Here is a 26,805-nt window from a genome sequence, read left to right as displayed (position 1 = left end):
TCAACTGTAGCAGGTTGAGAAAAGCTAAGATTAAGAAGAGGCTGAGAAAAAAGCCTCTCAAATCAGAAAAACGCATAGTATCAGGTATTGAAAAACTTGAGACTATGCGTTTTATTGTGGAAAGATTTACTTCATTTTTTCCGGAAGTTGAGTTTTGGGTCCAGTCTCTTTAAATTATATGTTATCTCAAATTCAGAATAGAGCATTATAACTTATAAAACATTGCTAGAAATTGATTCGACTTTACTATCCTATTTGTTCAGAGTTTATTTCATTTTGCTATAAAGTTTGATATTTCTTTTGTTTTTCTACTCTTTTTCCGAATAAATAGATAGAAGCATCGAATCTAGTAAATTAGATTAAAAAATGTGCTATAATGAAAGGAGAAGAAATATGACTGTACGTCATCCGGGCATCAGCCCGACCAACGATTTGGTTGCTAAGAAAATCTTTAGCAATCCAGAAATCACTTGTCAATTTATTCGTGATATGCTGGACTTGCCAGCCAAAAATGTAATCATTTTGGAAGGAAGTAACATTCACGTCTTGCCTTCTTTACCCTACTCGGCGCAGGATTTCTATACCAGTATAGATGTTTTAGCGGAGTTGGACAATGGCACTCAAGTTATCATCGAGATTCAGGTACATCATCAGAATTTTTTCATCAATCGTTTGTGGGCTTACCTATGCAGCCAGGTCAATCAAAATCTTGAAAAAATTCGCCAACGAGAAGGTGATACACACCAGAGTTACAAACATGTCGCACCAGTATACGCTATCGCAATCGTGGATAGTAATTATTTCCAAGATGACTTGGCTTTCCATAGCTTTAGCATGCGAGAGGATACGACAGGTGAGGTTTTAACCATTACCAACAATGGTCAGGAAAACCATTTAGTTAAGATGGCGTTCTTGGAATTAAGAAAATACAGAGAAACCAGCAAAGATAAGGTTCGTAAACCATGGTTGGAGTTTTTCGGCAATAAGCCCTTTACTCAACAACCTGAGCGAGCCATCAGCCAAGCAGATCAACTGCTGGACTACAAGAGCTGGTCCGAGGAGGACAGGAAAATGTTTAGTCAACTACGTATGCGAGAAGAACAGGCCTTGTTAGCACAGGACTATGCCTTGGAAACAGCTAGGGCTGAGGGGATTGAACAAGGACTTGAACGAGGACGAGCGGAAGGCATTGAAGAGGGATTAAAAGTAGGTCTAGTAAATCTCGTTTGCCAAGGTCTGCTGCTATCTGAGGTTGCGAGTGAACAATTGGGCATGACCGTCTCTGAATTTGAGTCACTCTTGTGAACAAGTAAAAATGTTTTACCATCTATCTTGCAAAATAAATAGAATTTCTAATCCAAATGTTTTTTAATACCAAGCATAAGCAGAGTCGGTTTTTCTAGGATATTTGGGTTAATACTTATCATTATCTTGAATGCCTTAGTGAAACATGCTATACTACTTGTATGATTATTTTACAAGCTAATAAAATTGAACGTTCTTTTGCAGGAGAGGTTCTTTTTGATAATATCAACCTGCAGGTTGATGAACGAGATAGGATTGCCCTCGTTGGGAAAAATGGTGCAGGTAAGTCTACTCTTTTGAAGATTTTGGTTGGAGAAGAGGAGTCAACTAGCGGAGAAATCAATAAGAAAAAAGATATTTCTCTGTCTTACCTAGCCCAAGATAGCCGTTTTGAGTCTGAAAATACCATCTATGATGAAATGCTTCATGTCTTTGATGACTTGCGTCGGACTGAGAAACAACTTCGTCAGATGGAGCTAGAGATGGGTGAAAAGTCTGGTGAGGATTTGGATAAGCTGATGTCAGATTACGACCGCTTATCTGAGAATTTTCGCCAAGCAGGTGGTTTCATCTATGAAGCTGATATTCGAGCGATTTTAAATGGATTCAAGTTTGACGAATCTATGTGGCAGATGAAAATTGCCGAGCTTTCTGGTGGTCAAAATACTCGTTTGGCACTGGCCAAAATGCTCCTTGAAAAGCCCAATCTCTTGGTCTTGGACGAGCCAACCAACCACTTGGATATTGAAACTATTGCCTGGCTAGAGAATTACTTGGTAAACTATAGCGGTGCCCTCATTATCGTCAGCCACGACCGTTATTTCTTGGACAAGGTTGCGACAATTACGCTGGATTTGACCAAGTATTCCTTGGATCGCTATGTGGGCAACTACTCTCGTTTTGTCGAGTTGAAGGAGCAAAAACTAGCTACTGAGGCAAAAAACTATGAAAAGCAACAAAAGGAAATTGCCGCTCTGGAAGACTTTGTCAACCGCAATCTAGTCCGAGCTTCAACGACTAAACGTGCCCAATCTCGTCGTAAACAACTGGAAAAAATGGAACGTTTGGACAAGCCTGAAGCTGGTAAGAAATCTGCCAACATGACCTTCCAGTCGGAAAAAAACTCTGGTAATGTTGTATTGACTGTTGAAAATGCGGCCATTGGTTATGATGGGGAAGTGCTGTCAGAGCCTATCAACCTAGACCTTCGTAAGATGAATGCTGTTGCCATCGTTGGTCCAAATGGTATTGGGAAATCAACCTTTATCAAGTCTATAGTAGACCAGATTCCTTTTATCAAGGGTGAAAAGCGATTTGGCGCCAATGTTGAGGTTGGCTACTATGATCAGACGCAAAGCAAGCTGACACCAAGTAATACTGTACTGGATGAACTCTGGAATGATTTTAAACTGACACCAGAAGTTGAAATCCGCAACCGTCTAGGTGCCTTCCTTTTCTCAGGAGATGATGTTAAAAAATCAGTCGGCATGCTGTCTGGTGGCGAGAAAGCTCGTTTGCTTTTGGCTAAATTGTCTATGGAAAATAACAACTTCCTGATCCTTGACGAGCCAACCAACCACTTGGATATTGATAGTAAGGAAGTGCTAGAAAATGCCTTGATTGACTTTGATGGAACTCTTCTATTCGTTAGCCATGACCGTTACTTTATCAATCGTGTGGCAACTCATGTACTGGAATTGTCAGAGAATGGATCGACTCTCTACTTGGGAGATTACGACTACTATGTTGAGAAGAAGGCTGAAATGGAAGTCTGTCAGATAGAGGAAACCTCAACTATCAATCAAGTAAAAGAAGTAAGTCCAGTTAATGACTATCAAGCTCAGAAAGAAAGTCAAAAAGAAGTTCGCAAACTCATGCGACAAATCGAAAATCTAGAAGCTGAAATTGAAGAGTTAGAAAGTCAAAGCCAAGACATTTCTGAACAAATGTTGGAAACCAATGATGCCGATAAACTGATGGAATTACAGGCTGAGCTGGACAAAATCAGCCACCGTCAGGAAGAAGCTATGCTTGAGTGGGAAGAATTATCAGAGCAGGTGTAAAGATGGAACATCTTGGAAAAGTATTTCGTGAATTTCGAACAAGTGGAAATTATTCTTTAAAGGAGGCGGCAGGGGAGTCTTGCTCTACCTCTCAGTTATCTCGCTTTGAGCTTGGGGAGTCTGACCTAGCAGTCTCACGGTTCTTTGAGATTTTGGATAATATTCATGTCACAATCGAAAATTTCATGGATAAGGCAAGAAATTTTCACAATCATGAACATGTTGCCCTGATGGGACAAATTATTCCGCTTTACTACTCAAATGATATTGCAGGTTTTCAAAAGCTTCAAAGAGAACAACTTGAAAAGGCTAAGAGTTCGACCAATCCTCTCTATTTTGAGCTGAACTGGATTTTGCTACAGGGTCTGATTTGTCAAAGAGATTCGAGTTATGATATGAAGCAAGATGATTTGGATAAGGTGGCAGATTATCTCTTCAAAACAGAAGAATGGACCATGTATGAGTTGATTCTTTTCGGTAACCTTTATAGTTTCTACGATGTGGACTATGTCACTCGGATTGGTAGAGAAGTTATGGAGAGGGAAGAATTTTACCAAGAGATTGGTCGCCATAAGAGATTAGTGTTGATTTTGGCTCTTAACTGTTATCAGCATTGTTTAGAGCATCTTTCTTTTGATAACGCTAGCTATTGTGAGGCTTATACAGAGAAGATTATTGGTAAAAACATTAGTCTGTATGAACGAAATATTTTACATTACTTAAAAGGTTTTGCCTTGTACTAAAAAGGACAGTTTAAAGAAGGCTGTAAGCAGATGCAAGAGGCCATGCATATTTTTGATGTGCTAGGTCTTCCAGAGCAAGTAGCCTATTATCAGGAACACTACGAAAAATTTGTCAAAGATTAATTTTCCCAAATAAGGGAAAAAGAAAAAAGCTCCTTTCGGTTTTGATACAATAGTTTCAAAATTTGAGAGGAGTTTTTATATGAATCGCTATGCCGTACAGTTGATTAGCCGTGGAGCTGTTAACAAGATAGGGAATATGCTCTATGATTATGGAAATAGTGTCTGGTTGGCTTCCATGGGGACTATCGGACAGACAGTTTTAGGAATGTATCAGATTTCTGAACTCGTCACATCTATTCTAGTCAATCCTTTTGGTGGAGTTATATCAGACCGTTTTTCTCGTCGTAGGATTTTAATGGCGACGGACCTTGTTTGTGGGATTCTTTGTCTGGCTATTTCTTTCATAAGGAATGACAGCTGGATGATTGGCGCTTTGATTGTTGCCAACATTGTGCAGGCTATTGCTTTTGCCTTTTCTCGTACAGCCAATAAAGCTATCATAACTGAAGTGGTGGAGAAAGATGAGATTGTGATCTATAACTCTCGCTTAGAGCTGGTTTTGCAGGTTGTAGGTGTTAGCTCTCCTGTTCTTTCCTTCCTTGTTTTACAGTTTGCAAGTCTCCATATGACTCTACTGCTAGACTCGCTGACTTTTTTCATTGCTTTTATTCTAGTGGCTCTCCTTCCAAAAGAGGAAGCAGGAGTTCAAGAGAAAAAGGCTTTTACTGGGAGAGATATTTTTGTAGATATCAAGGATGGGTTACACTATATCTGGCATCAGCAAGAAATTTTCTTCCTTTTGCTGGTAGCTTCCAGCGTTAATTTCTTTTTCGCAGCTTTTGAATTTCTACTCCCCTTTTCGAATCAGCTTTACGGGTCAGAAGGAGCCTATGCAAGTATTTTAACTATGGGGGCTATTGGTTCCATCATTGGGGCTCTTCTAGCTAGTAAAATTAAAGCTAATGTTTATAATCTTTTGATTTTACTGTCTTTGACAGGTGTAGGAGTTTTTATGATGGGATTACCACTTCCAACTTTTCTTTCCTTTTCTGGAAATTTAGTTTGTGAATTGTTTATGACGATTTTTAATATTCACTTTTTTACTCAAGTACAAACCAAGGTTGAAGGTGAATATCTGGGAAGAGTTCTCAGTTCGATTTATACCTTAGCTATACTATTTATGCCTATAGCAAAAGGATTTATGACAGTCTTGCCAAGTGTATATCTCTCTTCTTTCCTGATAATTGGAAGTGGTGTTATCATCTTGTCTTGTATATCGTTTGTTTATGTTCGAACTCGTTTTGAAAAATTGATATAAGGCTGCTTGAGTTTCAAAAATAATTTCAAACTAAGTGTTTTTTCCGCCCTTCTCGTTTGTGAGGAGGGCTTAGTTTATGGTAAAATGGTCTTATGAATAAAAGAATGAATGAGTTAGTCGCTTTGCTCAATCGCTATGCGGCTGAATACTATACCAGCGATAATCCCTCGGTTTCTGACAGTGAGTATGACCGCCTTTACCGAGAGTTGGTTGAGTTAGAAACTGCCTATCCAGATCAAGTGCTAGCAGACAGTCCGACCCATCGTGTTGGTGGCAAGGTTTTAGATGGTTTTGAAAAATACAGTCATCAGTATCCTCTTTATAGTTTGCAGGATGCTTTTTCACGTGAGGAGCTAGATGCTTTTGATGCGCGTGTTCGTAAGGAAGTGGTCCATCCGACTTATATTTGTGAGCTGAAAATCGATGGCTTATCTATCTCGCTTACTTATGAAAAGGGGATTCTAGTTGCAGGTGCAACACGTGGAGATGGTTCAATTGGTGAAAATATCACAGAAAACCTCAAGCGTGTTAAGGATATTCCTTTGACTTTGCCAGAAGAACTAGATATCACAGTTCGTGGGGAATGTTATATGCCACGCGCTTCTTTTGACCAGGTCAACCAAGCTCGACAAGAAAATGGAGAGCCTGAATTTGCCAATCCTCGTAATGCGGCGGCAGGCACCCTGCGACAGTTGGATACAGCTGTAGTTGCCAAGCGCAATCTTGCAACGTTTCTCTATCAAGAAGCCAGTCCTTCAACTCGTGATAGCCAAGAAAAAGTTTTGAAGCACCTAGAACAGCTTGGTTTTGTAGTTAATTCAAAGCGAATTTTGGCTGAAAACATAGATGAAATCTGGGATTTTATCCAAGAAGTGGGACAGGAAAGGGACAATCTGCCTTATGATATCGATGGGGTAGTGATCAAGGTCAACGACTTAGCAAGCCAAGAAGAACTCGGTTTTACCGTCAAGGCTCCAAAGTGGGCAGTAGCCTACAAGTTCCCTGCTGAAGAAAAAGAAGCCCAACTTTTATCAGTTGACTGGACAGTTGGCCGTACGGGCGTTGTGACTCCAACTGCAAATTTGACACCAGTACAACTAGCAGGAACAACTGTTAGCCGTGCGACCCTACACAATGTGGATTATATTGCTGAAAAAGATATCCGCAAAGACGACACGGTTATCGTCTATAAGGCTGGGGACATCATTCCTGCTGTTTTACGTGTGGTAGAGTCCAAACGAATTTCTGAAGAGAAACTAGATATTCCAACAAGCTGCCCAAGTTGTGATTCGGATTTGTTGCATTTTGAAGATGAAGTGGCCCTGCGTTGTATCAATCCGCGTTGCCCTGCCCAAATTATGGAAGGCTTGATTCACTTTGCTTCTCGAGATGCCATGAATATTACAGGACTTGGTCCATCGATTGTTGAGAAGCTTTTCGCTGCTAATTTAGTCAAGGATGTGGCGGATATTTATCGTTTGAAAGAAGAAGATTTCCTTCTTTTAGAGGGGGTCAAGGAAAAGTCTGCTTCTAAACTGTATCAAGCCATCCAAGCATCTAAGGAAAACTCAGCTGAGAAGCTCTTATTTGGTTTGGGAATTCGCCATGTCGGAAGCAAGGCCAGTCAGCTCTTACTTCAACATTTCCACTCGATTGAAAATCTAGCTCAGGCAGATCCAGAGGAAGTGGCGAGTATTGAAAGTTTGGGTGGTGTGATTGCCAACAGTCTTCAGACTTATTTTGCTACAGAAGGCTCTGAAATTCTCCTCAGAGAATTGAAAGAAACTGGGGTCAATCTGGACTATAAAGGACAGACGGTAGTAGCAGATGCAGCCTTGTCAGGTTTGACAGTGGTATTGACTGGAAAATTGGAACGGCTCAAGCGCTCAGAAGCTAAAAGCAAACTCGAAAGTCTGGGTGCCAAGGTGACAGGCAGTGTTTCTAAAAAGACCGACCTCGTCGTTGCAGGAGCAGATGCTGGAAGTAAACTTCAAAAAGCGCAAGAACTTGGTATTGAGGTTCGAGATGAGGCATGGCTAGAAAGTTTGTAATGATCGTTTAAAACCAGAGTTTAGATAATATGACTATGTTTGTTAATCGGGACAAAATCGGTCAAGAATTTATTAGTGAAACAGAAATAAAATAAAAAGGAAAAATAAAAATGTATACCTACCCTATGCGCATTCATTACCATCGCAAGAATGGTGAATATGACACTTGCTCTTTTGTAAAAAGCCAGGACCAGCGAATTGATTTACTAACTTACCAAGAAGATTATTTTGGAGCCTTATTTAGCTTTGAACACCCAAGCGTTCATCCCTTAGAAAGCTTGAATTTTGTGGTTCATACCGGCCAAACCAGTAAAGAGTATGCTATCCGTTTTAATCACTATCCTCTCTTAACGGAGGTCTGGATTTTGGAAGGCGATGATAGGATTTATTACTCTGAAAATCCTGCTATTGCCAGTCCTTTCTATAAAAATCAAAATCCTTTTGCCTTTGATAAGGCCATTAACAGTGCTAGTTTCGACCATCATTGGGGTTACCAAGGGGAATTGGGTTGCCGTGTAGAGGACAATCAGGCTCATTTTTCCCTTTGGTCACCAACAGCGACAGCAGTGCAGGTTGTGGTTTATGAATCAGCTGCTAATGATGCCTCTGTTTGGAAAACTTTTGATATGGAAAGAGGCAATCGCTACTCTTATAACCATAAGGACAATACTATTGGTGTCTGGAGTTTGGATGTTGAGGAAGATTTGACTGGTAAGGCTTATCAGTATCAGGTCCAATTCCCTCATCACCAAACACTGACACGCGATCCTTATACCATCGCGACTAGTCCTGATGGCAAACGTTCAGCTATTCTGAGCCATGCAGAAAAACAAGTCGAAAACTTCGAGGTCAAGCATGGTTCTGATGCTGCTTGGCGTTTGACAAATCTATGTAAGGCAGTCATTTGTGAAATGCACATCCGTGATTTGACCCAATCACCGACCTCAGGTGTGGATGAACATCTTCGAGGAACGTTCTTAGGTGCTGCTCAGACTGGAACAGTTAACCAGTACGGTCAGTCAACTGCTTTTGATCACATCAAGAAGTTGGGCTACAATTATGTTCAGTTGCAACCAATTGCAGACCGTCACAAAGAATACGATGAGGATGGGAATGTAACCTACAACTGGGGTTATGACCCACAAAACTATAACTCGCCAGAAACTAGTTTTTCAACTAATCCAGACGACCCAGCTCAGGTTATTCGTGATTTGAAGACCATGGTTCAAGCTTACCACGATGCGGGAATTGGTGTCATTATGGATGTGGTCTATAACCATACCTTCTCAGTTGTTGATGCACCTTTCCAAACAACTGTCCCTGACTATTATTATCGTATGAATCCAGATGGTACCTTCCAGAATGGAACGGGTGTTGGAAATGAAACAGCCAGTGAACACGAAATGTTTCGCAAGTATATGATTGATTCTCTTCTATACTGGGTGCAGGAATACAATATTGACGGCTTCCGTTTTGACTTGATGGGTATTCATGATGTCAAGACCATGCAGATGATTCGTCAAAGCTTGGATGAAATCGACCCTAACATTATCCTTTATGGAGAAGGTTGGGACATGGGAACAGGTCTTGCCCCTTATGATAAGGCTAAGAAAGACAACGCCTACGAAATGCCAAATATTGGTTTCTTTAATGACAATCAGCGTGATGCTGTCAAAGGTGGAGAAGTTTACGGTGCTATCAAGTCAGGTTTTGTCAGTGGTGCTGCGACAGAGCCAATTCTAGCTAAAGCAATCCTAGGAAGTCGTGAATTAGGAACCTATACACATCCAAATCAGGTGCTTAACTATGTGGAAGCCCATGACAATTACAATCTTCACGATTTATTGGCAACCCTTCATCCAGACCAAAGTTCAGAACAAATCATGCGCAAGGTTGAGACAGCCACAGCTATGAATCTGCTCATGCAGGGGATGGCCTTTATGGAAATCGGTCAAGAATTTGGTCGTACCAAACTGGTTGCGACTGGTGAGAATGGTAAGTTGACACATGATGATAGAGAGCGTGCGATGAATAGCTATAATGCTCCTGATAGTGTGAATCAAGTCAACTGGAACTTGATTAATGAGCGTCAAGACAGTATTGAATTTATTCGTCAAGTCATCCGATTGAAGACAAAAACTGGTGCCTTTTCTTACTCTAGCTATGATGAAATTTACCATCATGTCTTTGTGCATTCTGCGATTGAACATAGCGGTTTGATTGTCTATGAGATTCAAGGGGAAGAACATTTACTGGTTGTATTTAATGCTAAAGGGCAAGACTTCCAGTTTGAAAATGCTGGAAATCTAGAACTATTGGTGACCAATAGCCATTTAGCTGATAAAGACATGGTTGGTGGCGTTAGCGCTAGTGTCTTTAAAGTCTTATAAAATAGATTTATAATTTAAATTCATTTGCAGTACTGTATCTCTTAATAACAATAAAATCAGGAAATTGTTTTCCTGGTTTTATTTTTTGCTATAAAAAAATAATATTGGTAGCAAAAATACGAACTTTTTGGTATTATAGTAGAGAAAAGAAAGGCGTTTTCACATTTTTTTGAAAAAACATTGATTTACAAGTGGACACATCAGTGAATTTGTTGAAGATTTTCAAAAGAATTTTTACTAAATATAGTAATTCACTTGAATCTTCTCTAAAAAGGTAGTATAATAAAAACATAGAAAACGCTTACAGAAAAGAGGGGGTATTATGGATAAAAGAGAAGCTTTGCGCACCTTTATGACAGGAGAAAATTTTCACCTTCAGCATTATCTAGGAGCACATAGGGAAGAGCTAAATGGAGAGTATGGTTATACTTTCCGTGTTTGGGCACCTAATGCTCAGGCTGTTCACTTGGTTGGTGATTTTACCAACTGGATTGAGGGTCAGATTCCAATGGTAAGAAATGACTTTGGGGTCTGGGAAGTCTTTACCAATATGGCTCAAGAAGGGCATATTTACAAATACCATGTCACACGTCAAAATGGTCATCAACTGATGAAGATTGACCCTTTTGCTGTCAGATATGAGGCTCGTCCAGGAACAGGGGCAATCGTAACAGAGCTTCCAGAAAAGAAATGGAAGGATGGACTTTGGCTGGCACGAAGAAAACGTTGGGGCTTTGCTGAACGTCCTGTCAATATCTATGAAGTTCACGCTGGCTCATGGAAAAGAAATCCTGATGGTAGTCCTTATAGTTTTGCCCAGCTCAAGGATGAACTCATTCCTTATCTCGTTGAAATGAACTATACTCATATCGAGTTTATGCCCTTGATGTCCCACCCTTTGGGCTTGAGTTGGGGTTATCAGCTTATGGGTTACTTCGCTTTAGAGCATGCTTATGGTAGACCAGAGGAGTTTCAAGATTTTGTCGAGGAATGTCACTTAAACAATATAGGCGTTATTGTAGACTGGGTACCTGGTCACTTTACTATCAATGATGATGCCTTGGCCTATTATGATGGAACACCGACTTTTGAATACCAAGACCATAATAAGGCTCATAACTACGGTTGGGGGGCACTCAATTTTGACCTTGGAAAGAATGAAGTCCAGTCTTTCTTGATTTCTAGTATTAAGTTTTGGATTGATTTTTATCATTTAGATGGTATTCGCGTGGATGCGGTTAGCAACATGCTCTATCTTGACTACGATGATGCTCCATGGACACCTAATAAAGATGGGGGAAATCTCAACTATGAAGGTTATTATTTCCTTCAACGCTTGAATGATATTATTAAGTTAGAATATCCAGATGTGATGATGATTGCAGAAGAAAGTTCGTCTGCAACCAAGATTACGGGAATGAAAGAGCTTGGTGGTCTAGGATTTGACTACAAATGGAACATGGGCTGGATGAATGATATCCTCCGTTTCTACGAAGAAGATCCGATTTATCGTAAATATGACTTTAATTTGGTGACTTTCAGCTTTATGTATGTTTTCAATGAAAACTATCTCTTACCATTCTCGCACGATGAAGTGGTTCATGGTAAGAAGAGTATGATGCATAAAATGTGGGGAGATCGTTACAATCAATTCGCAGGTTTGCGCAATCTCTATACGTACCAAATTTGTCACCCTGGTAAGAAATTGCTCTTCATGGGTAGCGAATACGGTCAATTCCTAGAATGGAAATCTGAAGAGCAGTTGGAATGGTCTAATCTAGAAGATCCAATGAATGCTAAGATGAAGTATTTCACTTCTCAGCTAAACCAGTTTTACAAAGACAACCGCTGTCTGTGGGAAATTGATACCAGCTATGATGGTATTGAAATCATTGATGCGGATAATCGAGACCAGAGTGTTCTTTCCTTTATTCGTAAGGGTAAGAAGGGCGACATGCTAGTCTGCGTCTTTAATATGGCACCTGTTGAACGGAAAGATTTTACAATCGGACTACCCGTTGCAGGAATTTACGAAGAGGTATGGAATACTGAGTTAGAACAGTGGGGAGGCGTTTGGAAAGAACATAATCAAACTGTTCAAACGCAAGAAGGACTATGGAAAGATTATGAGCAGACCTTGACCTTTACCCTACCGGCTATGGGAGCTAGTGTTTGGAAAATCAAACGCCGCTTGAAACCTACTAAAACCGTCACAAGTAAAAACCAAAAAGGAGTAGAAAATGAAGAATGAAATGTTAGCTTTGATTCTTGCTGGTGGGCAAGGAACTCGTCTCGGTAAACTCACTCAAAGCATCGCAAAACCAGCTGTGCAATTTGGTGGACGCTACCGTATCATTGACTTTGCCCTCTCAAACTGTGCCAACTCAGGGATTCACAATGTTGGAGTCATTACACAGTACCAGCCCCTTGCTCTCAACAATCATATAGGGAATGGTTCAAGCTGGGGCTTAGACGGTATCAATTCTGGTGTCTCTATTCTTCAACCTTATTCTGCAAGTGAAGGAAATCGTTGGTTCGAAGGGACTAGCCACGCTATTTACCAAAATATCGATTATATCGACAGTGTCAATCCTGAGTATGTCTTGATTTTGTCTGGGGATCACATCTACAAAATGGACTATGATGATATGCTCCAGTCTCATAAGGATAATAATGCCAGCTTGACAGTAGCAGTTTTAGACGTCCCTCTTAAAGAAGCGAGCCGTTTTGGTATCATGAACACAGATGCCAATAACCGTATTGTTGAATTTGAAGAAAAACCAGCTCAACCTAAATCTACAAAAGCTTCTATGGGAATCTACATTTTTGATTGGCAACGCCTTCGTAATATGTTAGTCGCTGCTGAAAAGAGTAATGTGGATATGTCAGACTTTGGTAAAAATGTCATTCCGAATTACCTTGAGTCAGGTGAAAGTGTTTATGCTTACGAATTTAGCGGTTACTGGAAAGATGTTGGTACGATTGAGTCTCTTTGGGAAGCGAACATGGAGTACATTTCTCCAGAGAATGCCTTGGATAGTCGTAACCGTCAATGGAAGATTTACTCAAGAAACTTGATTTCACCACCAAACTTCCTCGGAGCAAATGCTGATGTGGAAGATTCCTTGGTTGTCGATGGCTGTTTTGTAGATGGAACTGTTAAACATTCTATCCTTTCAACAGGTGCGCAAGTTCGCGAAGGAGCGGAAGTTGTTGATTCAGTTATCATGAGTGGAGCTATCATTGGTCAAGGAGCTAAGATTAAACGTGCCATTATTGGTGAAGGTGCGATTATTTCTGACGGTGTCGAAATTGATGGAACAGATGAAGTACAAGTTGTAGGATATAATGAAGTAGTGGGGGTAGCAACAGATGAAGATTGATAAATATTCTGCCATTTTAGGAAATACAGTTGGTTTTCATGATATGTCGACATTGACGGACCACCGTCCAGTAGCAAGTTTGCCATTTGGTGGGAAATATCGTTTGATTGACTTCCCGCTTTCTAGTCTTGCTAATGCAGGTGTTCGTAGCGTCTTTGGTATTTTCCAGCAGGATAATATCAGCTCAGTCTTTGACCATATTCGTTCAGGACGCGAGTGGGGCTTATCAACCCTTCTTAGCCATTACTATCTAGGGATTTACAATACCCGTGTAGAAAGTAGCACAGTTGGAAAAGAATACTACCAGCAGCTTCTTACTTATTTGAAACGTTCTGGGTCAAACCAAACAGTTTCACTCAACTGTGATGTTTTGATTAACATTGATTTGAACCAAGTTTTCCACCTACATAGTACAACAAAAGGGCCTATCACTGTAGTTTATAAAAAACTAGCTAAGAAAGATATTTCAGAAGTAAATGCAATCTTAGAAGTGGATGAAACAGACCATGTTCTTTCTCATAAACTCTTTGACAGCAAGTCAACAGCTGAAACGTTCAATATGTCTACAGATATCTTTGTCGTTGATACACCTTGGTTGATTGAACGCTTGGAAGAAGAAGCTAAAAAAGAACATCCAGAGAAGTTGCGCTATGTTTTACGGGATTTGGCTACAAAAGAGGGAGCTTTCGCCTACGAGTATACAGGCTACCTAGCCAATATTCACTCTGTAGAGTCTTATTACAAAGCTAACAAAGATATGCTTGAATCGCAAAAATTCTACTCTCTCTTCTCACCAAATCAAAAGATTTATACAAAGGTCAAAAACGAAGAGCCAACTTACTATGCTAATACATCTAAGGTAAGTACTTCTCAGTTTGCGTCTGGTAGTATCATTGAAGGTCAAGTGGCTAATTCTGTTCTATCACGTAATATTCATGTCCATAAGGATAGCTTGGTTAAAGATAGCCTGCTCTTCCCTCGTGTTGTTATTGGAGAAGGAGCTCAGGTTGAATATGCTATCTTGGACAAGGGTGTTGAAGTTGAGCCTGGTGTTGTGATTCGAGGAACTGCAGAACATCCAGTTGTCGTTAAGAAAGGTAGCAAAGTAACAGAGGATATTCATTCATGAAAATTTTATTTGTAGCAGCAGAGGGTGCACCCTTTTCAAAAACAGGTGGTCTGGGAGACGTCATTGGCGCTCTTCCTAAATCACTGGTAAAAGCGGGACATGAAGTTGCAGTGATTTTACCCTACTATGACATGGTAGAGTCTAAATTTGGAAATCAGATTGAAGATGTGCTTCATTTTGAGGTGAGCGTCGGTTGGCGCAGACAGTACTGTGGGATTAAGAAAACCGTCTTAAACGGTGTAACCTTCTACTTTATTGACAGCCAATATTATTTCTTCCGTGGCCATGTTTACGGTGATTTTGATGATGGGGAACGTTTCGCTTTCTTCCAACTGGCTGCCATTGAGGCTATGGAAAGGATTGACTTCATTCCTGACCTTCTCCATGTTCATGACTACCATACAGCCATGATACCGTTCTTGTTAAAGGAAAAATACCGTTGGATTCAAGCCTATCAAGGTATTAAAACTGTTTTAACCATTCATAATTTGGAATTCCAAGGACAATTTTCAGAAGGAATGTTATGGGATTTGTTTGGAGTCGGCTTTGAACGTTACGCTGATGGTACCCTTCGCTGGAACAACTGTCTGAACTGGATGAAGGCTGGTATTCTCTATGCGGACCGTGTTTCAACCGTTTCGCCTAGTTATGCTCATGAAATTATGACCAGTCAGTTCGGATGTAACTTGGATCAGATTCTTCGAATGGAATCTGGCAAGGTATCTGGTATCGTGAATGGGATTGATGCTGACCTGTATAATCCTCAGACGGATGCTCTTTTAGACTATCATTTTAATCTGGAAGATTTGTCTGGAAAAGCCCAAAATAAGGCAAAATTGCAAGAGAGAGTAGGCTTGCCAGTTAGAGCTGACGTTCCACTGGTGGGAATTGTTTCTCGTTTGACACGTCAAAAAGGTTTTGATGTGGTGGTCGAAAGTCTGCACCATATCTTGCAAAATGATGTTCAGATTGTTCTTTTGGGAACTGGCGATCCAGCCTTTGAAGGAGCTTTCTCATGGTTTGCTCAGATTTACCCAGACAAGCTATCAGCAAATATCACTTTTGATGTCAAACTTGCTCAAGAAATCTACGCCGCTTGTGATCTCTTCCTCATGCCAAGTCGTTTTGAACCGTGTGGCTTGTCTCAAATGATGGCGATGCGTTACGGAACCTTGCCATTGGTTCATGAAGTTGGTGGCTTGCGAGATACCGTTCGTGCTTTCAATCCAATCGAAGGAAGCGGTACTGGCTTTAGCTTCGACAATCTATCTCCTTACTGGTTAAATTGGACTTTCCAAACAGCATTGGACTTGTATAGAAACCATCCTGATGTTTGGAGAAACCTACAAAAACAAGCTATGGCGTGTGATTTCTCATGGGATACAGCCTGCAGGTCATACCTTGACTTGTACCATAGTTTAGTTAATTAATAGATAAAATCGTATGATGACTTCATACGATTTTTAGGCTGTTTAGAGAGGAGAACTGATGTCTCAAGTAAAAGGCTTGTGTGTTATGGATGTGGATGGAACCTTAATCCTAGAAGAAGTGATTGATTTATTGGGAAGAGAGGCAGCTTGTGAGGAGGAAATTGCGCAGCTTACAAGTCAGGCAATGCGAGGAGAGTTGGACTTTGAAAGCAGTTTACGAGACAGAGTGTCCTTCTTGGAAGGTCTTCCTGTTTCGGTTTTTGATAAAGTCTTCAACACTATTCATCTATCGCCAAATGCCCAAGAATTCATCTCCATTCTCCAAAAGAATGGTATCCTAGTTGGTCTGGTGTCCGGTGGCTTTACACCAATAGTTGAAAGATTGGCAAAATCTCTTGGAATTGCCTATTTCTCTGCCAACCAACTTGAAGTCAAAGGTGGCTTTCTAACAGGGAAATTAGTTGGACAAATTATTAGTCCCGAGGTTAAAAAAGAGACTATGGAACAATGGAGAGAGGAACTAAAACTTTCTAAAGAAAGAACGATTGCAATCGGTGATGGGGCCAATGATTTATTGATGTTGAAATCAGCAGGATTGGGAATTGCTTTTTGTGCCAAAGAAGTGCTGAAACAGGAAATACCGAATCATGTTGACAAGAGGGATTTTTTAGAAGTTCTACCTTTGATTGACTGTTTAGAATGAGGGAAAATATGAAGATTGTAATTGCACCAGATTCGTTTAAGGAAAGCTTGTCTGCTCAACAGGTGGCTGAAGCTATTAAAAGAGGTTTCCAACAATCGATAGCAGATGTAGAATATCTCCTCTGCCCTGTTGGTGATGGGGGAGAAGGTACTGTAGATGCTATCCGACATTCTCTTGACCTAGAAGAAAAATGGATCCAAGTGACAGGCCCTTTTGGCCAAAAAGAAGCCATGCGCTATTTTCAAAAAGGGAAACTGGCACTATTTGAAGTTGCTGATTTGGTTGGCCTTGGAAAAATTCCGATAGAGAAACGAAATCCACTTCAAATCCAAACTCGTGGTATCGGAGAGTTGATTCGCCATCTCATTGCTCAAGGGATTAAAGAAATCTATATCGGCGTTGGTGGCACGGCCAGTAATGACGGAGGAATTGGGATCGCTGCTGGTTTAGGTTATCGATTTTATGATAAGGATGGAAATGTCTTGCCTGCCTGCGGTCAATCCTTACTAAAATTAGCTTCTGTTTCAACAGAAAATCGCTATGAACTTCCTGAAGATGTGCAAATTCATATTTTAGCAGATGTTGTGAGTCCCTTATGTGGTCATCAAGGTGCGACCTACATTTTTGGCAAACAAAAAGGCCTAGATCCTGCTATGTTTGCAGTCGTAGATCAAGCGATCCAAGATTTTTATGAAAAAGTCTCACCTGCAACATTAGAAATTAAAGGAGCAGGAGCTGGTGGAGGCCTTGCTGCTGGTTTGTGTGCCTTTGCTCAGGCAAATATCGTGTCTGGAATTGATACCTGTTTAGATTTGATTGATTTTGATAAGAAAGTTGCATATGCTGACTTGGTTATCGTCGGCGAAGGTAGACTGGACAGTCAAAGCTTTGCTGGGAAAGCGCCGATAGGCGTAGCAAAAAGAACCCCTGTCGGAGTTCCTGTCATTGCTATTTGTGGTAGTCTTGCTGAAGATTTACCTCCCTTACCATTTGAAAATATCCAAGCTGCCTTTTCTATTTTGGAGAAAAGTGAACCTTTAGAAGATAGTTTGAAAAATGCCCGCCTCTATCTGGAGCGCACGGCAGCCAATATCGGGTACTTATTAAATATGCACAAGATTTAGCCAAACCATTTCTTCCAGAAGGATGTTTTGGTTGGTTCTTCCTTTTTAACTTCCCAAAGCTTTGGAAAAGCAAGTCGAAGGTTCTTTTCTTCTACTTGTACTGGTGCATTGCTATGGATAATCAGGCCAAAAGGAGAAGAAGTATGTTCCTCAGATACTATGGTGGCTTGACTATCAGTTTCTTTTGCTTCTTTCAAGTAGAAAACTTGTTTGTCAAATTCGATAGTTGGTGAAATCTTTATAAATAGTGGCTCTGCTTTTTCCTGAAGATTTTCTAAAATAGATAAAAAACCTTTTTCTAACTGAGGGCTATTTGCTGTGTCAATATCTGCATATCCAAGAACTCTTTCCTCAAAGGTACCAAGATAGCGTCTTTGCTCATCAGGATTTAGTTTTGGCCCACCATGAGCTTTTTCAAGTAATTGTTTTGATAAATCTGTCATGAAAACAGTATATCATAAAAGTTAGAATAAAACAGACAAAAGAAAGCGATTACTTTATAAAGTTAAGGAAAATTTGCACAAAGATAACGTTTTTTCTTGAAAAAGGAGGGCTTTTAAGGTATTATAGAGGTGTAAAAAATTTAACTCATAAGGAGAGTAAAAAATGTCAATTATTACTGATGTTTACGCTCGCGAAGTCCTAGACTCACGCGGTAACCCAACACTTGAAGTAGAAGTTTACACTGAATCAGGTGCTTTCGGACGTGGTATGGTTCCATCAGGAGCTTCTACTGGTGAACACGAAGCAGTTGAACTTCGCGACGGTGACAAATCTCGTTACGGTGGTCTTGGTACACAAAAAGCTGTTGACAATGTAAACAACATCATTGCTGAAGCTATCATTGGCTACGATGTACGTGATCAACAAGCTATCGACCGTGCTATGATCGCTCTTGACGGTACTCCTAACAAAGGTAAATTGGGTGCAAACGCAATCCTTGGTGTGTCTATCGCTGTAGCTCGTGCTGCTGCTGACTACCTTGAAATCCCACTTTACAGCTACCTTGGTGGATTCAACACTAAAGTTCTTCCAACTCCAATGATGAACATCATCAACGGTGGTTCTCACTCTGACGCTCCAATCGCTTTCCAAGAATTCATGATCGTACCTGCTGGTGCGCCATCATTCAAAGAAGCTCTTCGTTGGGGTGCTGAAATCTTCCATGCGCTTAAGAAAATCCTTAAATCTCGTGGTTTGGAAACAGCCGTAGGTGACGAAGGTGGATTTGCTCCTCGTTTTGAAGGAACTGAAGACGGAGTTGAAACTATCCTTGCTGCTATCGAAGCTGCTGGATATGTTCCAGGTAAAGACGTATTTATCGGATTTGACTGTGCTTCATCAGAATTTTACGATAAAGAACGTAAAGTTTATGACTACACTAAATTCGAAGGTGAAGGAGCAGCTGTACGTACTGCTGCAGAACAAATCGACTATCTTGAAGAATTGGTAAACAAATACCCAATCATCACTATCGAAGATGGTATGGATGAAAATGACTGGGACGGTTGGAAAGCTCTTACTGAACGTCTTGGTGGTAAAGTTCAATTGGTTGGTGACGACTTCTTCGTAACAAACACTTCTTACCTTGAAAAAGGTATTGCAGAAGGTGCTGCTAACTCAATCCTTATCAAAGTTAACCAAATCGGTACTCTTACTGAAACATTCGACGCTATTGAAATGGCGAAAGAAGCTGGTTACACTGCCGTTGTATCACACCGTTCAGGTGAAACTGAAGATTCAACAATCGCTGACATCGCAGTTGCAACTAACGCAGGACAAATCAAGACTGGTTCACTTTCACGTACAGACCGTATCGCTAAATACAACCAATTGCTTCGCATCGAAGACCAACTTGGTGAAGTAGCTGAATACCGTGGATTGAAATCATTCTACAACTTGAAAAAATAAAATAGTTCAGTGAACTATTTTATCCCGAACCTTGAAATTCAAAAGTTCGGCCGTTGATTTAACAACGTTTCTAGCCCCTCGGATTTTATGGCTCTTTGTCAACTGTAGTGGGTTGAAGAAAAGCTAAGCTCGAGAAAGGACAAATTTCGTCCTTTCTTTTTTGATGTTCAGAGCGATAAAAATCCGTTTTTTTGAAGTTTTCAAAGTTCCGAAAACCAAAGGCATTGCGCTTGATAAGCTTGATGAGATTATTAGTGGCTTCCAATTTTGCGTTAGAATAGGGTAGTTGAAGAGCGTTGACAATTTTCTCTTTGTCCTTGATAAAGGTTTTAAAAACAGTCTGAAAAAGAGGATGAACCAGCTTAAGATTGTCCTCAATAAGTCCGAAAAATTTCTCTGGTTCCTTATTCTGAAAGTGAAAAAGCAAGAGCTGATAGAGATTATAGTGGTGTTTCAAGTCTTCTGAATAGCTCAAAAGCTTGTCAAGAATCTCTTTATTGGTTAAGTGCATACGAAAAGTAGGGCGATAAAATCGCTTATCACTGAGTTTACGACTATCTTGTTGAATGAGCTTCCAGTAACGTTTGATAGCTTTGTATTCATGGGATTTTCGATCGAACTGATTCATGATTTGAACACGGACACGACTTATAGCACGGCTGAGATGTTGGATAATATGGAAACGATCTAGAACGATTTTAGCACATGGGAGTGAAACAGTCTGGGAGACTGTTTCAGCCTGAGCCTAGAAATTCGAAAGCGAAGCTGTTTAGCTAAGGCATAGTAGGGACTAAACATATCCATAGTAATGATTTTCACTCGACATCGGACGGCTCTATCATATTTAAGAAAGTGATCACGAATGACAGCTTGTGTTCTACCCTCAAGAACAGTGATGATGTTGAGATTATCAAAATCTTGTGCAATAAAACTCATCTTTCTCTTAGTGAAGGCATACTCGTCCCAGGACATAATCTCAGGAAGACGAGAAAAATCATGCTTAAAGTGGAAATCATTGAGCTTTCGAATGACAGTTGAAGTTGAAATGGAAAGCTGATGGGCAATATCGGTCATAGAAGTCTTTTCAATTAACTTTTGCGCAATCTTTTGGTTGATAATACGAGGAATTTGATGATTCTTCTTGACGAGTGAGGTCTCGGCGACCATCATTTTCGAGCAATGATAGCACTTGAAACGACGCTTTCTAAATAGAATTCTAGTAGGCATACCAGTCGTTTTGAGGTAAGGAATCTTAGAAGGTTTTTGAAAGTCATATTTTTTCATTTGACTTCCACAATAAGGACAAGATGGAGCATCGTAGTCCAGTTTGGCGATGATTTCCTTGTGTGTATCCTTATTGATGATATCTATAATTTGAATATTAAGGTCTTTAATGTCTAGTAGTTTTGTGATAAAATGTAATTGTTCCATATGATTCTTTCTAATGAGTTGTTTGATCGCTTTTCATTATAGGTCATATGGGACTTTTTTTCTACCCTAAAATAGGCTCCATAATATCTATAGGGATTTACCCACTACAAATATTATAGAGCCGAAAAGCTAATATCTAGAAAGGACAAATTTCGTCCTTTCTTTTTTGATGTTTAGAACGATGAAAATCCGTTTTTTTGAAGTTTTCAAAGTTCCGAAAACCAAAGGCATTTCGTTTGATAAGTTTGATGAGATTATAGGTTGCTTCTAATTTGGCATTAGAATAGGGTAACTGAAGGGCGTTGACGATTTTCTCTTTATCTTTGAGGAAGGTTTTAAAGACAGTCTGAAAAAGAGGATGAACTCGCTTTAGATTATCTTCAATGAGTCCGAAAAATTTATCCGGTTCCTTATTCTGAAAGTGAAAAATCAAGAGTTGATAGAGATGATAGTGGCATTTCAATCCTTCTGAATAGGTCAAAATCTTGTCTAGAATCTCTTTATTGGTTAAGTGCATGCGAAAAGTAGGGCGATAAAAACGTTTATAACTGAGTTTACGACTATCTTGTTGAATGAGTTTCCAGTAGCGCTTGATAGCCTTGTATTCATGAGATTTTCGTTCAAACTGATTCATGATTTGGACACGCAAACGACTCATAGCACGGCTTAAGTGTTGGAGTAAAACAGTCCAGTGGACTGTTTTAGCCTGAGTTTAGAAATGTAATAACGAAGGGGAAAACGATCAAGTACAATTTTTGCATTAGGGAGTGAAACAGTCTGGGAGACTGTTTCAGCCTGAGCCTAGAAATTCGAAAGCGAAGCTGTTTAGCCAAGTCATAGTAGGGGATAAACATATCCATAGTAATGATTTTCACCTGACAACGAACAGCGCGATTGTAGCTCAGAAAATGATTTCTTATGATGGCTTGTGTTCTTCCCTAAAGAACAGTGATAATATTGAGCTTATCAAAATCTTGAGCAATGAAACTCATCTTTCCCTTAGTGAATGCATACTCGTCCCAGGACATAATCTCAGGAAGACGAGAAAAATCATGCTTAAAACGAAAGTCATTGAGTTTGCGAATAACAGTTGAAGTTGAAATAGACAACTGATGAGCAATGTCGGTCATAGAAGTCTTTTCAATTAGCTTCTGGGCAATCTTTTTGTTGATGATACGAGGGATTTGGTGATTTTTCTTTACTAGAGGAGTCTCAGCAACCATCATTTTTGAGCACTGATAGCACTTGAAACGTCGCTTTTTCAGAAGAATTCTAGTAGCCTTGCCAGTGGTTTCGAGGAGACGGTTTTTGAAAGTCATATTTCTTCATTTTGCTTCCGCAATTAGGACAAGATGGGGCATCATAATCCAGTTTAGCGATGATTTCCTTGTGGGTATCCCTATTGATGATATCTATAATTTGGATATTTGGGTCTTTGATATCGAGTAGTTTTGTGATAAAATGTAATTGTTCCATATGATTCTTTCTAATGATGGTTTGGTTGCTTTTCATTATAGGTTATATGGGACTTTTTTTCTACCCTAAAATAGGCTCCATAATATCTATAGGGGATTTACCCACTACAAATATTATAGAGCCAAACTTTTTAAAAAATCTTTTTCATAACTTTATCCAGTACATTGATTGCTTTATCTTTCATGTTCTTCGTGACGTGGGTATAGATAGAAGTAGTGACTTCAGAGTCGGAATGATCAAACCCTGCCCGTGATTGTTTTTAGCGGAATTTTATTTTCTGATAAAATATTGGACATTGTAGGTAGCATGTTTTTATAGATGTTCAATTTGATTTATTTTTGTGGAATCCTCTTATTTTGAGATGAATACCAATTATAAGTGATTTGCATATCCAGGATATTACAAAGAAAAGCAAGCTAATGGGCACATAAATTTTATTTCAGATTCTTTAAAGCTGTTTACTCTGTTAGCAATTGTATTTGATATTTGATAGGATTAATAGTTTATTGAATCCCTTTCTTATTTATTACATAATTTAATTTATGTAATCTATAAACTATCCAAGGCATTCTTTTGTTCATCATTGACGATATGGGTATAGAGGTCAGTGACTTGTGTGCTGGCATGTCCTAGCTGGTGACTGACCAAAACTTGCGATTTAGTGGCATCATAGAGCCTGGTTGCTAGCGTATGGCGTAGTTTATGGGGTGTTACACGGACTTTGAAGTCCTCAGAGTACTTAGCAACCATTTTCTCAACGCTGGAAGCATCGATACGATTAGGAACACCTCTGTAGAGTGTCAAAAAAAGAGCTGTATCTATTTTTTCCGTTTTATAGCGTTGATTCCGAATGGCCAGATAATTTTCTAAATAAGGTTTTGCAAAGGCGGCGACATTGACAGAGTCACGTTTGCCACCTTTTCTAGTGACATCGATAATCATCATTTTTAGATTGAGATCCCTTATATCTAGATTAACAGCTTCAGATAAGCGGACACCTGATGCCAGGAGAAGAGCAATAATGGCCAAATCACGTTCTTTATTTTTATTAAATGAAGATAGGGCGCGATTTGAAAGTTGTTGTGGATACTCTTGGTCAATATAAGTTAGAAAACCTTCTGTTTCATCACCTAAAAAGAGTTTTTGCTTGATGTTTTCAGCTCTGGCAGCAAGTGTTTCTTTCTTTTTCTTGGTTGAAACTTTTTTCATTACATTACGATAGAAATAAGGTTCCCCCTGATCGTTTTCAACCTCCTCGGTCAGATACTTGTAAAGACTAGAAAGTGCTGACAAAGTCCGATTGATGGTTGTCTGAGAAACTCCTTGCTTGGTTGTATTAGCATTTAGCAAGGGACGTTCACGTAGATAAAGGATAAAAGATTCCATGTCTTTCTTAGACATATTTTCCAAAACTGATAAAGGAATATCGGATATTTTATCAGCGTTTGAAATACCAGACTCTAAAACCCAGCTAAAAAATCGATCGTATTCCTTGAGGTATTCGTACAAGGTTGTAAAACTGTAAGGTACAGCCAGCTTAGATTGGTAGTATTCCAGAACATACCAGGGCATGATTTGTTTTAGTTTGTCGATTCGTTCCAGTAAAATCTCACGTTTCATGTATTTTCTCCATAAATAAGTCTACTAGTAGTATAGCATAGACTTATTTATTTTTCAAGAAAATTATAGTTTTTCGGAAAGATGTTGTAGAGATTTTTAGACCTGTGTAAAACAGTTCTAAATATTTGGAGTTTCTATTGTGAATCATTAGCTAGTGCTTTTTCTAGATTCCAAATACTAAACCAGAATGAAATAGTCAGCAGAATAAGGAAAATAAAAAAGAGATTATCAGTAACGATACTTCTGTTCATTCTACATAACTGAAGAGCTATATAAGGAGTTATGAGATACAAAATACATTGTATAATTGCTATTGTTTTCTTTTTTCATGATTTTAATCTTACTGTACAGATTTGATACAGTAAACTCCTTTCTAGCTTTATGCTTTATCATTTCTAACTAAATTATAGTCTTATTTTTACCAAAATTCAATTATTTGTGTGTGCAATGTCTTGTCAGTAAAAGAGGCTGAATAAAAATTCTTTAGAAGTAAAAAGCGTATAGTGTCAGTCATTGAAAAAACTTGATACTATACGCTTTTTACTTCATTTTTTCTTGAAATTGACTTTTTCCCCGGACTCTTAAGATTTTATTTGACTGCTTCTTTCAAAGCGTCTACCTTATCCAAACGTTCCCATGGAAGATCAATATCTGTACGTCCCATGTGTCCATAAGCTGCTGTTTGACGGTAAATTGGACGTTTAAGGTCCAGCATTTGGATAATTCCTGCAGGACGAAGGTCAAAGATTTGACGAGCCGCTTTTTCAAGTTTGCTTTCAGCTACTGTTCCTGTACCAAAAGTATCAATACGAACAGATACAGGTTGCGCAACACCGATAGCGTAAGCCAATTGTACTTCCGCCTTCTTAGCAAGACCTGCTGCAACAATGTTTTTAGCAATGTAGCGAGCTGCATAAGAAGCTGAACGATCCACCTTAGTCGCGTCCTTACCAGAGAAGGCACCACCACCATGACGAGAGTAGCCACCATAAGTATCTACGATAATTTTACGACCAGTCAGACCTGAGTCTCCTTGAGGTCCACCGATTACAAAACGACCAGTAGGATTGATGAAGAATTTTGTTTGCTCATCCAAGTAAGAAGCTGGAATAACCTCTTTGATAACCTTGTTAATGACATCATTGTGAATTTGTTCGTTGCTGACTTCTGGATCGTGCTGAGTTGAAATAACGACTGTGTCCACACGTACTGGACGGTCATTTTCATCATACTCAACTGTAACTTGTGATTTAGCATCTGGACGAAGATAGCTGATTTCCCCAGACTTGCGAAGTTCTGCCAGACGACGAACCAATTTATGACTGAGTGAGATTGGCAATGGCATGAGCTCTTCTGTTTCATCCACTGCAAATCCAAACATGAGCCCTTGGTCACCAGCGCCAATCAAGTCAAGCGGATCTTGGTCTGCATTCCCACGAACCTCCAAGGCTTCGTTAACACCTTGGGCAATGTCTGGCGACTGCTCAACAAGTGACGGATGGACTCCCACTGTCTCAGCAGAAAATCCATATTCTGTATTGGTGTAGCCAATCTCTGCAATGGTATCACGAACCACACGGTTAATATCCACATAGGCATTTGTAGATATTTCACCAAAAACATGGACGGAACCAGTATATACAGCTGTCTCAGCAGCAACGTGCGCCTCTGGATCTTTAGCTAAAATAGCATCCAAAATCGCATCTGAAATTTGGTCTGCAATCTTATCTGGATGCCCCTCAGATACAGATTCAGACGTGAATAATTTACGTTCTGACATAAAAATGTCCCCCCTTAAAAATAGTGTTATAGAGTTACAAAGTACTGATAGGAATTTCCATTATCTAAGAGTTACTAGCTTCAGAAATAANNTTATTTCTGAAGCTAGTAAGTCGCATAGGGTGATCCCCCTATAGCGGCAACCGTAGAATAACGAACGACTTTGGAGCCGTCATTCTTTGCGAGTTGCGACGCAAAAGAAAAAATAGAAATACCTACCATCTTATCGGGACTATATAACTTTATCATTATACCATTTTTAAACACAATTTGCAGTCTATATACTCAATAAAAATCAAAGAACAGTTTTTTGATTGTAGATAAAACTGACTAAATTAGTAACATATACCTAATACAAGATGACGCTAACTTGTTTTGAAGAGTATTAATGTACTGTTTCAATTTTTACTAATCTATTTTCAACCTGAACAATAGTTTGAAAATGAAAAGGGACTTTATTCTTTTTGTAACCTTTCTGTAATAATTCTCTGCTGAAAAAATGATAAAATAGGTATGTACAGTTAAGGAGAGAATAATGCCTGTAAGAAAATTACAATCCTATGAGGTAGACAATCAAGAAGAATTAAATCATCAGATTCCTCGCTATCAAGATTATACACCTGAAGCACAATCTGATGCCAATCTCAAGGAAATCCTATTTTTTATTAATATTGCTGTTTTTTGTATCTGCATTGCTATCTTTAGTTTTATCTTTTTATCATTAAAATTATCAACTGCTCTTGCATTTGTCGCAGCAATTGGATTTAGCTTACTTGTTTTAAAAGTCCAACGCTCTATTATCAAACAAAAATTTAGAAGATAAATCATACCCCAGGTCTAATCAAGTTGATTTGTAAAAAATTAAGGAAAACAGAGGATTTAAGAT

16 protein-coding genes and 4 pseudogenes are annotated in these 26,805 nt (G+C 39.4%); 14 read left to right on the top strand and 6 right to left on the bottom strand.

The window, feature by feature from the left end; all coding sequences use genetic code 11:
* Nucleotides 1–393: 393 nt before the first annotated feature.
* The 12 genes and pseudogenes from HT722_RS08920 (at nucleotide 394) to HT722_RS08865 (ending at nucleotide 17,702) form a co-directional block, all read left to right on the top strand.
* Nucleotides 394–1,305 carry an Rpn family recombination-promoting nuclease/putative transposase gene (locus HT722_RS08920; protein WP_173278699.1) on the top strand — a complete coding sequence of 304 codons (912 nt, stop codon included), beginning with the start codon at nucleotides 394–396 and terminating at the stop codon, nucleotides 1,303–1,305.
* 161 nt (nucleotides 1,306–1,466) lie between these two features.
* Nucleotides 1,467–3,368 (top strand): ABC-F family ATP-binding cassette domain-containing protein, encoded by a 1,902-nt coding sequence (locus HT722_RS08915; protein WP_173278698.1) that lies wholly within the window; start codon nucleotides 1,467–1,469, stop codon nucleotides 3,366–3,368.
* A gap of 2 nt (nucleotides 3,369–3,370) precedes the next feature.
* Nucleotides 3,371–4,234 (top strand): annotated as a pseudogene (locus HT722_RS08910) (MutR family transcriptional regulator).
* Nucleotides 4,235–4,313: 79 nt separating this feature from the next.
* Nucleotides 4,314–5,492, top strand: coding sequence for an MFS transporter (locus HT722_RS08905; RefSeq protein ID WP_173278697.1), 1,179 nt, complete (start codon nucleotides 4,314–4,316; stop codon nucleotides 5,490–5,492).
* A 92-nt stretch (nucleotides 5,493–5,584) separates the two neighbouring features.
* A complete protein-coding gene (gene ligA / locus HT722_RS08900; protein ID WP_173278696.1) occupies nucleotides 5,585–7,543 on the top strand; it encodes an NAD-dependent DNA ligase LigA in 1,959 nt (652 codons plus the stop codon).
* Nucleotides 7,544–7,653: 110 nt separating this feature from the next.
* Complete coding sequence (gene pulA / locus HT722_RS08895; RefSeq protein WP_173278695.1) at nucleotides 7,654–9,933, top strand: type I pullulanase; 2,280 nt, start codon at nucleotides 7,654–7,656, stop codon at nucleotides 9,931–9,933.
* 322 nt (nucleotides 9,934–10,255) lie between these two features.
* Complete coding sequence (gene glgB, locus HT722_RS08890) at nucleotides 10,256–12,184, top strand: 1,4-alpha-glucan branching protein GlgB (RefSeq protein ID WP_173278694.1); 1,929 nt, start codon at nucleotides 10,256–10,258, stop codon at nucleotides 12,182–12,184.
* On the top strand, nucleotides 12,174–13,316 hold the full coding sequence (locus HT722_RS08885) for a glucose-1-phosphate adenylyltransferase (protein WP_000787253.1): 1,143 nt from the start codon (nucleotides 12,174–12,176) through the stop codon (nucleotides 13,314–13,316). Before glgB ends, HT722_RS08885 begins: the two co-directional genes overlap by 11 nt.
* Entirely contained in the window at nucleotides 13,306–14,445 is a 1,140-nt protein-coding gene (gene glgD, locus HT722_RS08880; protein WP_173278693.1) for a glucose-1-phosphate adenylyltransferase subunit GlgD, read from the top strand. Before HT722_RS08885 ends, glgD begins: the two co-directional genes overlap by 11 nt.
* On the top strand, nucleotides 14,442–15,875 hold the full coding sequence (glgA, locus tag HT722_RS08875; protein ID WP_173278692.1) for a glycogen synthase GlgA: 1,434 nt from the start codon (nucleotides 14,442–14,444) through the stop codon (nucleotides 15,873–15,875). The genes glgD and glgA overlap by 4 nt, the downstream gene beginning before the upstream one ends.
* 58 nt (nucleotides 15,876–15,933) lie before the next feature.
* A complete protein-coding gene (gene serB / locus HT722_RS08870) occupies nucleotides 15,934–16,578 on the top strand; it encodes a phosphoserine phosphatase SerB (RefSeq protein WP_173278691.1) in 645 nt (214 codons plus the stop codon).
* An 8-nt stretch (nucleotides 16,579–16,586) separates the two neighbouring features.
* Nucleotides 16,587–17,702: a glycerate kinase gene (locus tag HT722_RS08865; protein WP_173278690.1), complete on the top strand. Its 1,116-nt coding sequence runs from the start codon at nucleotides 16,587–16,589 to the stop codon at nucleotides 17,700–17,702.
* Here HT722_RS08865 and HT722_RS08860 read toward each other — a convergent pair.
* Entirely contained in the window at nucleotides 17,699–18,145 is a 447-nt protein-coding gene (locus tag HT722_RS08860) for a DUF1694 domain-containing protein (protein WP_173278689.1), read from the bottom strand. The genes HT722_RS08865 and HT722_RS08860 overlap by 4 nt on opposite strands.
* A gap of 163 nt (nucleotides 18,146–18,308) precedes the next feature.
* Here HT722_RS08860 and eno point away from each other — a divergent pair, with 163 nt between their 5' ends.
* On the top strand, nucleotides 18,309–19,613 hold the full coding sequence (gene eno / locus HT722_RS08855; RefSeq protein ID WP_000022821.1) for a surface-displayed alpha-enolase: 1,305 nt from the start codon (nucleotides 18,309–18,311) through the stop codon (nucleotides 19,611–19,613).
* Between the two features lie 123 nt (nucleotides 19,614–19,736).
* Here eno and HT722_RS08850 read toward each other — a convergent pair.
* From HT722_RS08850 to metK, 5 genes and pseudogenes are all read right to left on the bottom strand, one after another.
* Nucleotides 19,737–21,044, bottom strand: a pseudogene (locus tag HT722_RS08850) (transposase).
* A 129-nt stretch (nucleotides 21,045–21,173) separates the two neighbouring features.
* Nucleotides 21,174–22,520: pseudogene (locus tag HT722_RS08845) on the bottom strand (ISL3 family transposase).
* A 130-nt stretch (nucleotides 22,521–22,650) separates the two neighbouring features.
* Nucleotides 22,651–22,810 (bottom strand): annotated as a pseudogene (locus tag HT722_RS08840) (integrase); the annotation flags it as partial.
* Between the two features lie 259 nt (nucleotides 22,811–23,069).
* Entirely contained in the window at nucleotides 23,070–24,140 is a 1,071-nt protein-coding gene (gene xerS, locus HT722_RS08835; RefSeq protein ID WP_173278688.1) for a tyrosine recombinase XerS, read from the bottom strand.
* 589 nt (nucleotides 24,141–24,729) lie between these two features.
* Nucleotides 24,730–25,920 (bottom strand): methionine adenosyltransferase, encoded by a 1,191-nt coding sequence (metK, locus tag HT722_RS08830; protein WP_000003942.1) that lies wholly within the window; start codon nucleotides 25,918–25,920, stop codon nucleotides 24,730–24,732.
* 534 nt (nucleotides 25,921–26,454) lie between these two features.
* Between metK and HT722_RS08825 the strand changes: the two genes are divergently transcribed.
* Nucleotides 26,455–26,742, top strand: a complete 288-nt coding sequence (locus tag HT722_RS08825) for a DUF3270 domain-containing protein (RefSeq protein WP_173278687.1) — start codon at nucleotides 26,455–26,457, stop codon at nucleotides 26,740–26,742.
* The last annotated feature ends 63 nt before the right edge of the window (nucleotides 26,743–26,805 follow it).

Origin of the sequence: Streptococcus sp. 53, from assembly GCF_013276565.1 — a bacterium.
Classification (GTDB): Bacteria; Bacillota; Bacilli; order Lactobacillales; family Streptococcaceae; genus Streptococcus.
The sequence above is the reverse complement of the archived record's forward strand: the minus strand, read 5'-3'. Positions and strand labels throughout refer to the sequence as shown.

Coding starts and splice junctions, on each gene's coding strand:
- ligA (WP_173278696.1), top strand. CDS start 5,585: ATGAATAAAAGAATGAATGAGTTAGTCGCTTTGCTCAATCGCTATGCG.
- HT722_RS08860 (WP_173278689.1), bottom strand. CDS start 18,145: ATGACAGATTTATCAAAACAATTACTTGAAAAAGCTCATGGTGGGCCA.
- xerS (WP_173278688.1), bottom strand. CDS start 24,140: ATGAAACGTGAGATTTTACTGGAACGAATCGACAAACTAAAACAAATC.
- serB (WP_173278691.1), top strand. CDS start 15,934: ATGTCTCAAGTAAAAGGCTTGTGTGTTATGGATGTGGATGGAACCTTA.
- HT722_RS08905 (WP_173278697.1), top strand. CDS start 4,314: ATGAATCGCTATGCCGTACAGTTGATTAGCCGTGGAGCTGTTAACAAG.
- glgD (WP_173278693.1), top strand. CDS start 13,306: ATGAAGATTGATAAATATTCTGCCATTTTAGGAAATACAGTTGGTTTT.
- HT722_RS08885 (WP_000787253.1), top strand. CDS start 12,174: ATGAAGAATGAAATGTTAGCTTTGATTCTTGCTGGTGGGCAAGGAACT.
- glgB (WP_173278694.1), top strand. CDS start 10,256: ATGGATAAAAGAGAAGCTTTGCGCACCTTTATGACAGGAGAAAATTTT.
- HT722_RS08920 (WP_173278699.1), top strand. CDS start 394: ATGACTGTACGTCATCCGGGCATCAGCCCGACCAACGATTTGGTTGCT.
- HT722_RS08865 (WP_173278690.1), top strand. CDS start 16,587: ATGAAGATTGTAATTGCACCAGATTCGTTTAAGGAAAGCTTGTCTGCT.
- glgA (WP_173278692.1), top strand. CDS start 14,442: ATGAAAATTTTATTTGTAGCAGCAGAGGGTGCACCCTTTTCAAAAACA.
- pulA (WP_173278695.1), top strand. CDS start 7,654: ATGTATACCTACCCTATGCGCATTCATTACCATCGCAAGAATGGTGAA.
- metK (WP_000003942.1), bottom strand. CDS start 25,920: ATGTCAGAACGTAAATTATTCACGTCTGAATCTGTATCTGAGGGGCAT.
- eno (WP_000022821.1), top strand. CDS start 18,309: ATGTCAATTATTACTGATGTTTACGCTCGCGAAGTCCTAGACTCACGC.
- HT722_RS08825 (WP_173278687.1), top strand. CDS start 26,455: ATGCCTGTAAGAAAATTACAATCCTATGAGGTAGACAATCAAGAAGAA.
- HT722_RS08915 (WP_173278698.1), top strand. CDS start 1,467: ATGATTATTTTACAAGCTAATAAAATTGAACGTTCTTTTGCAGGAGAG.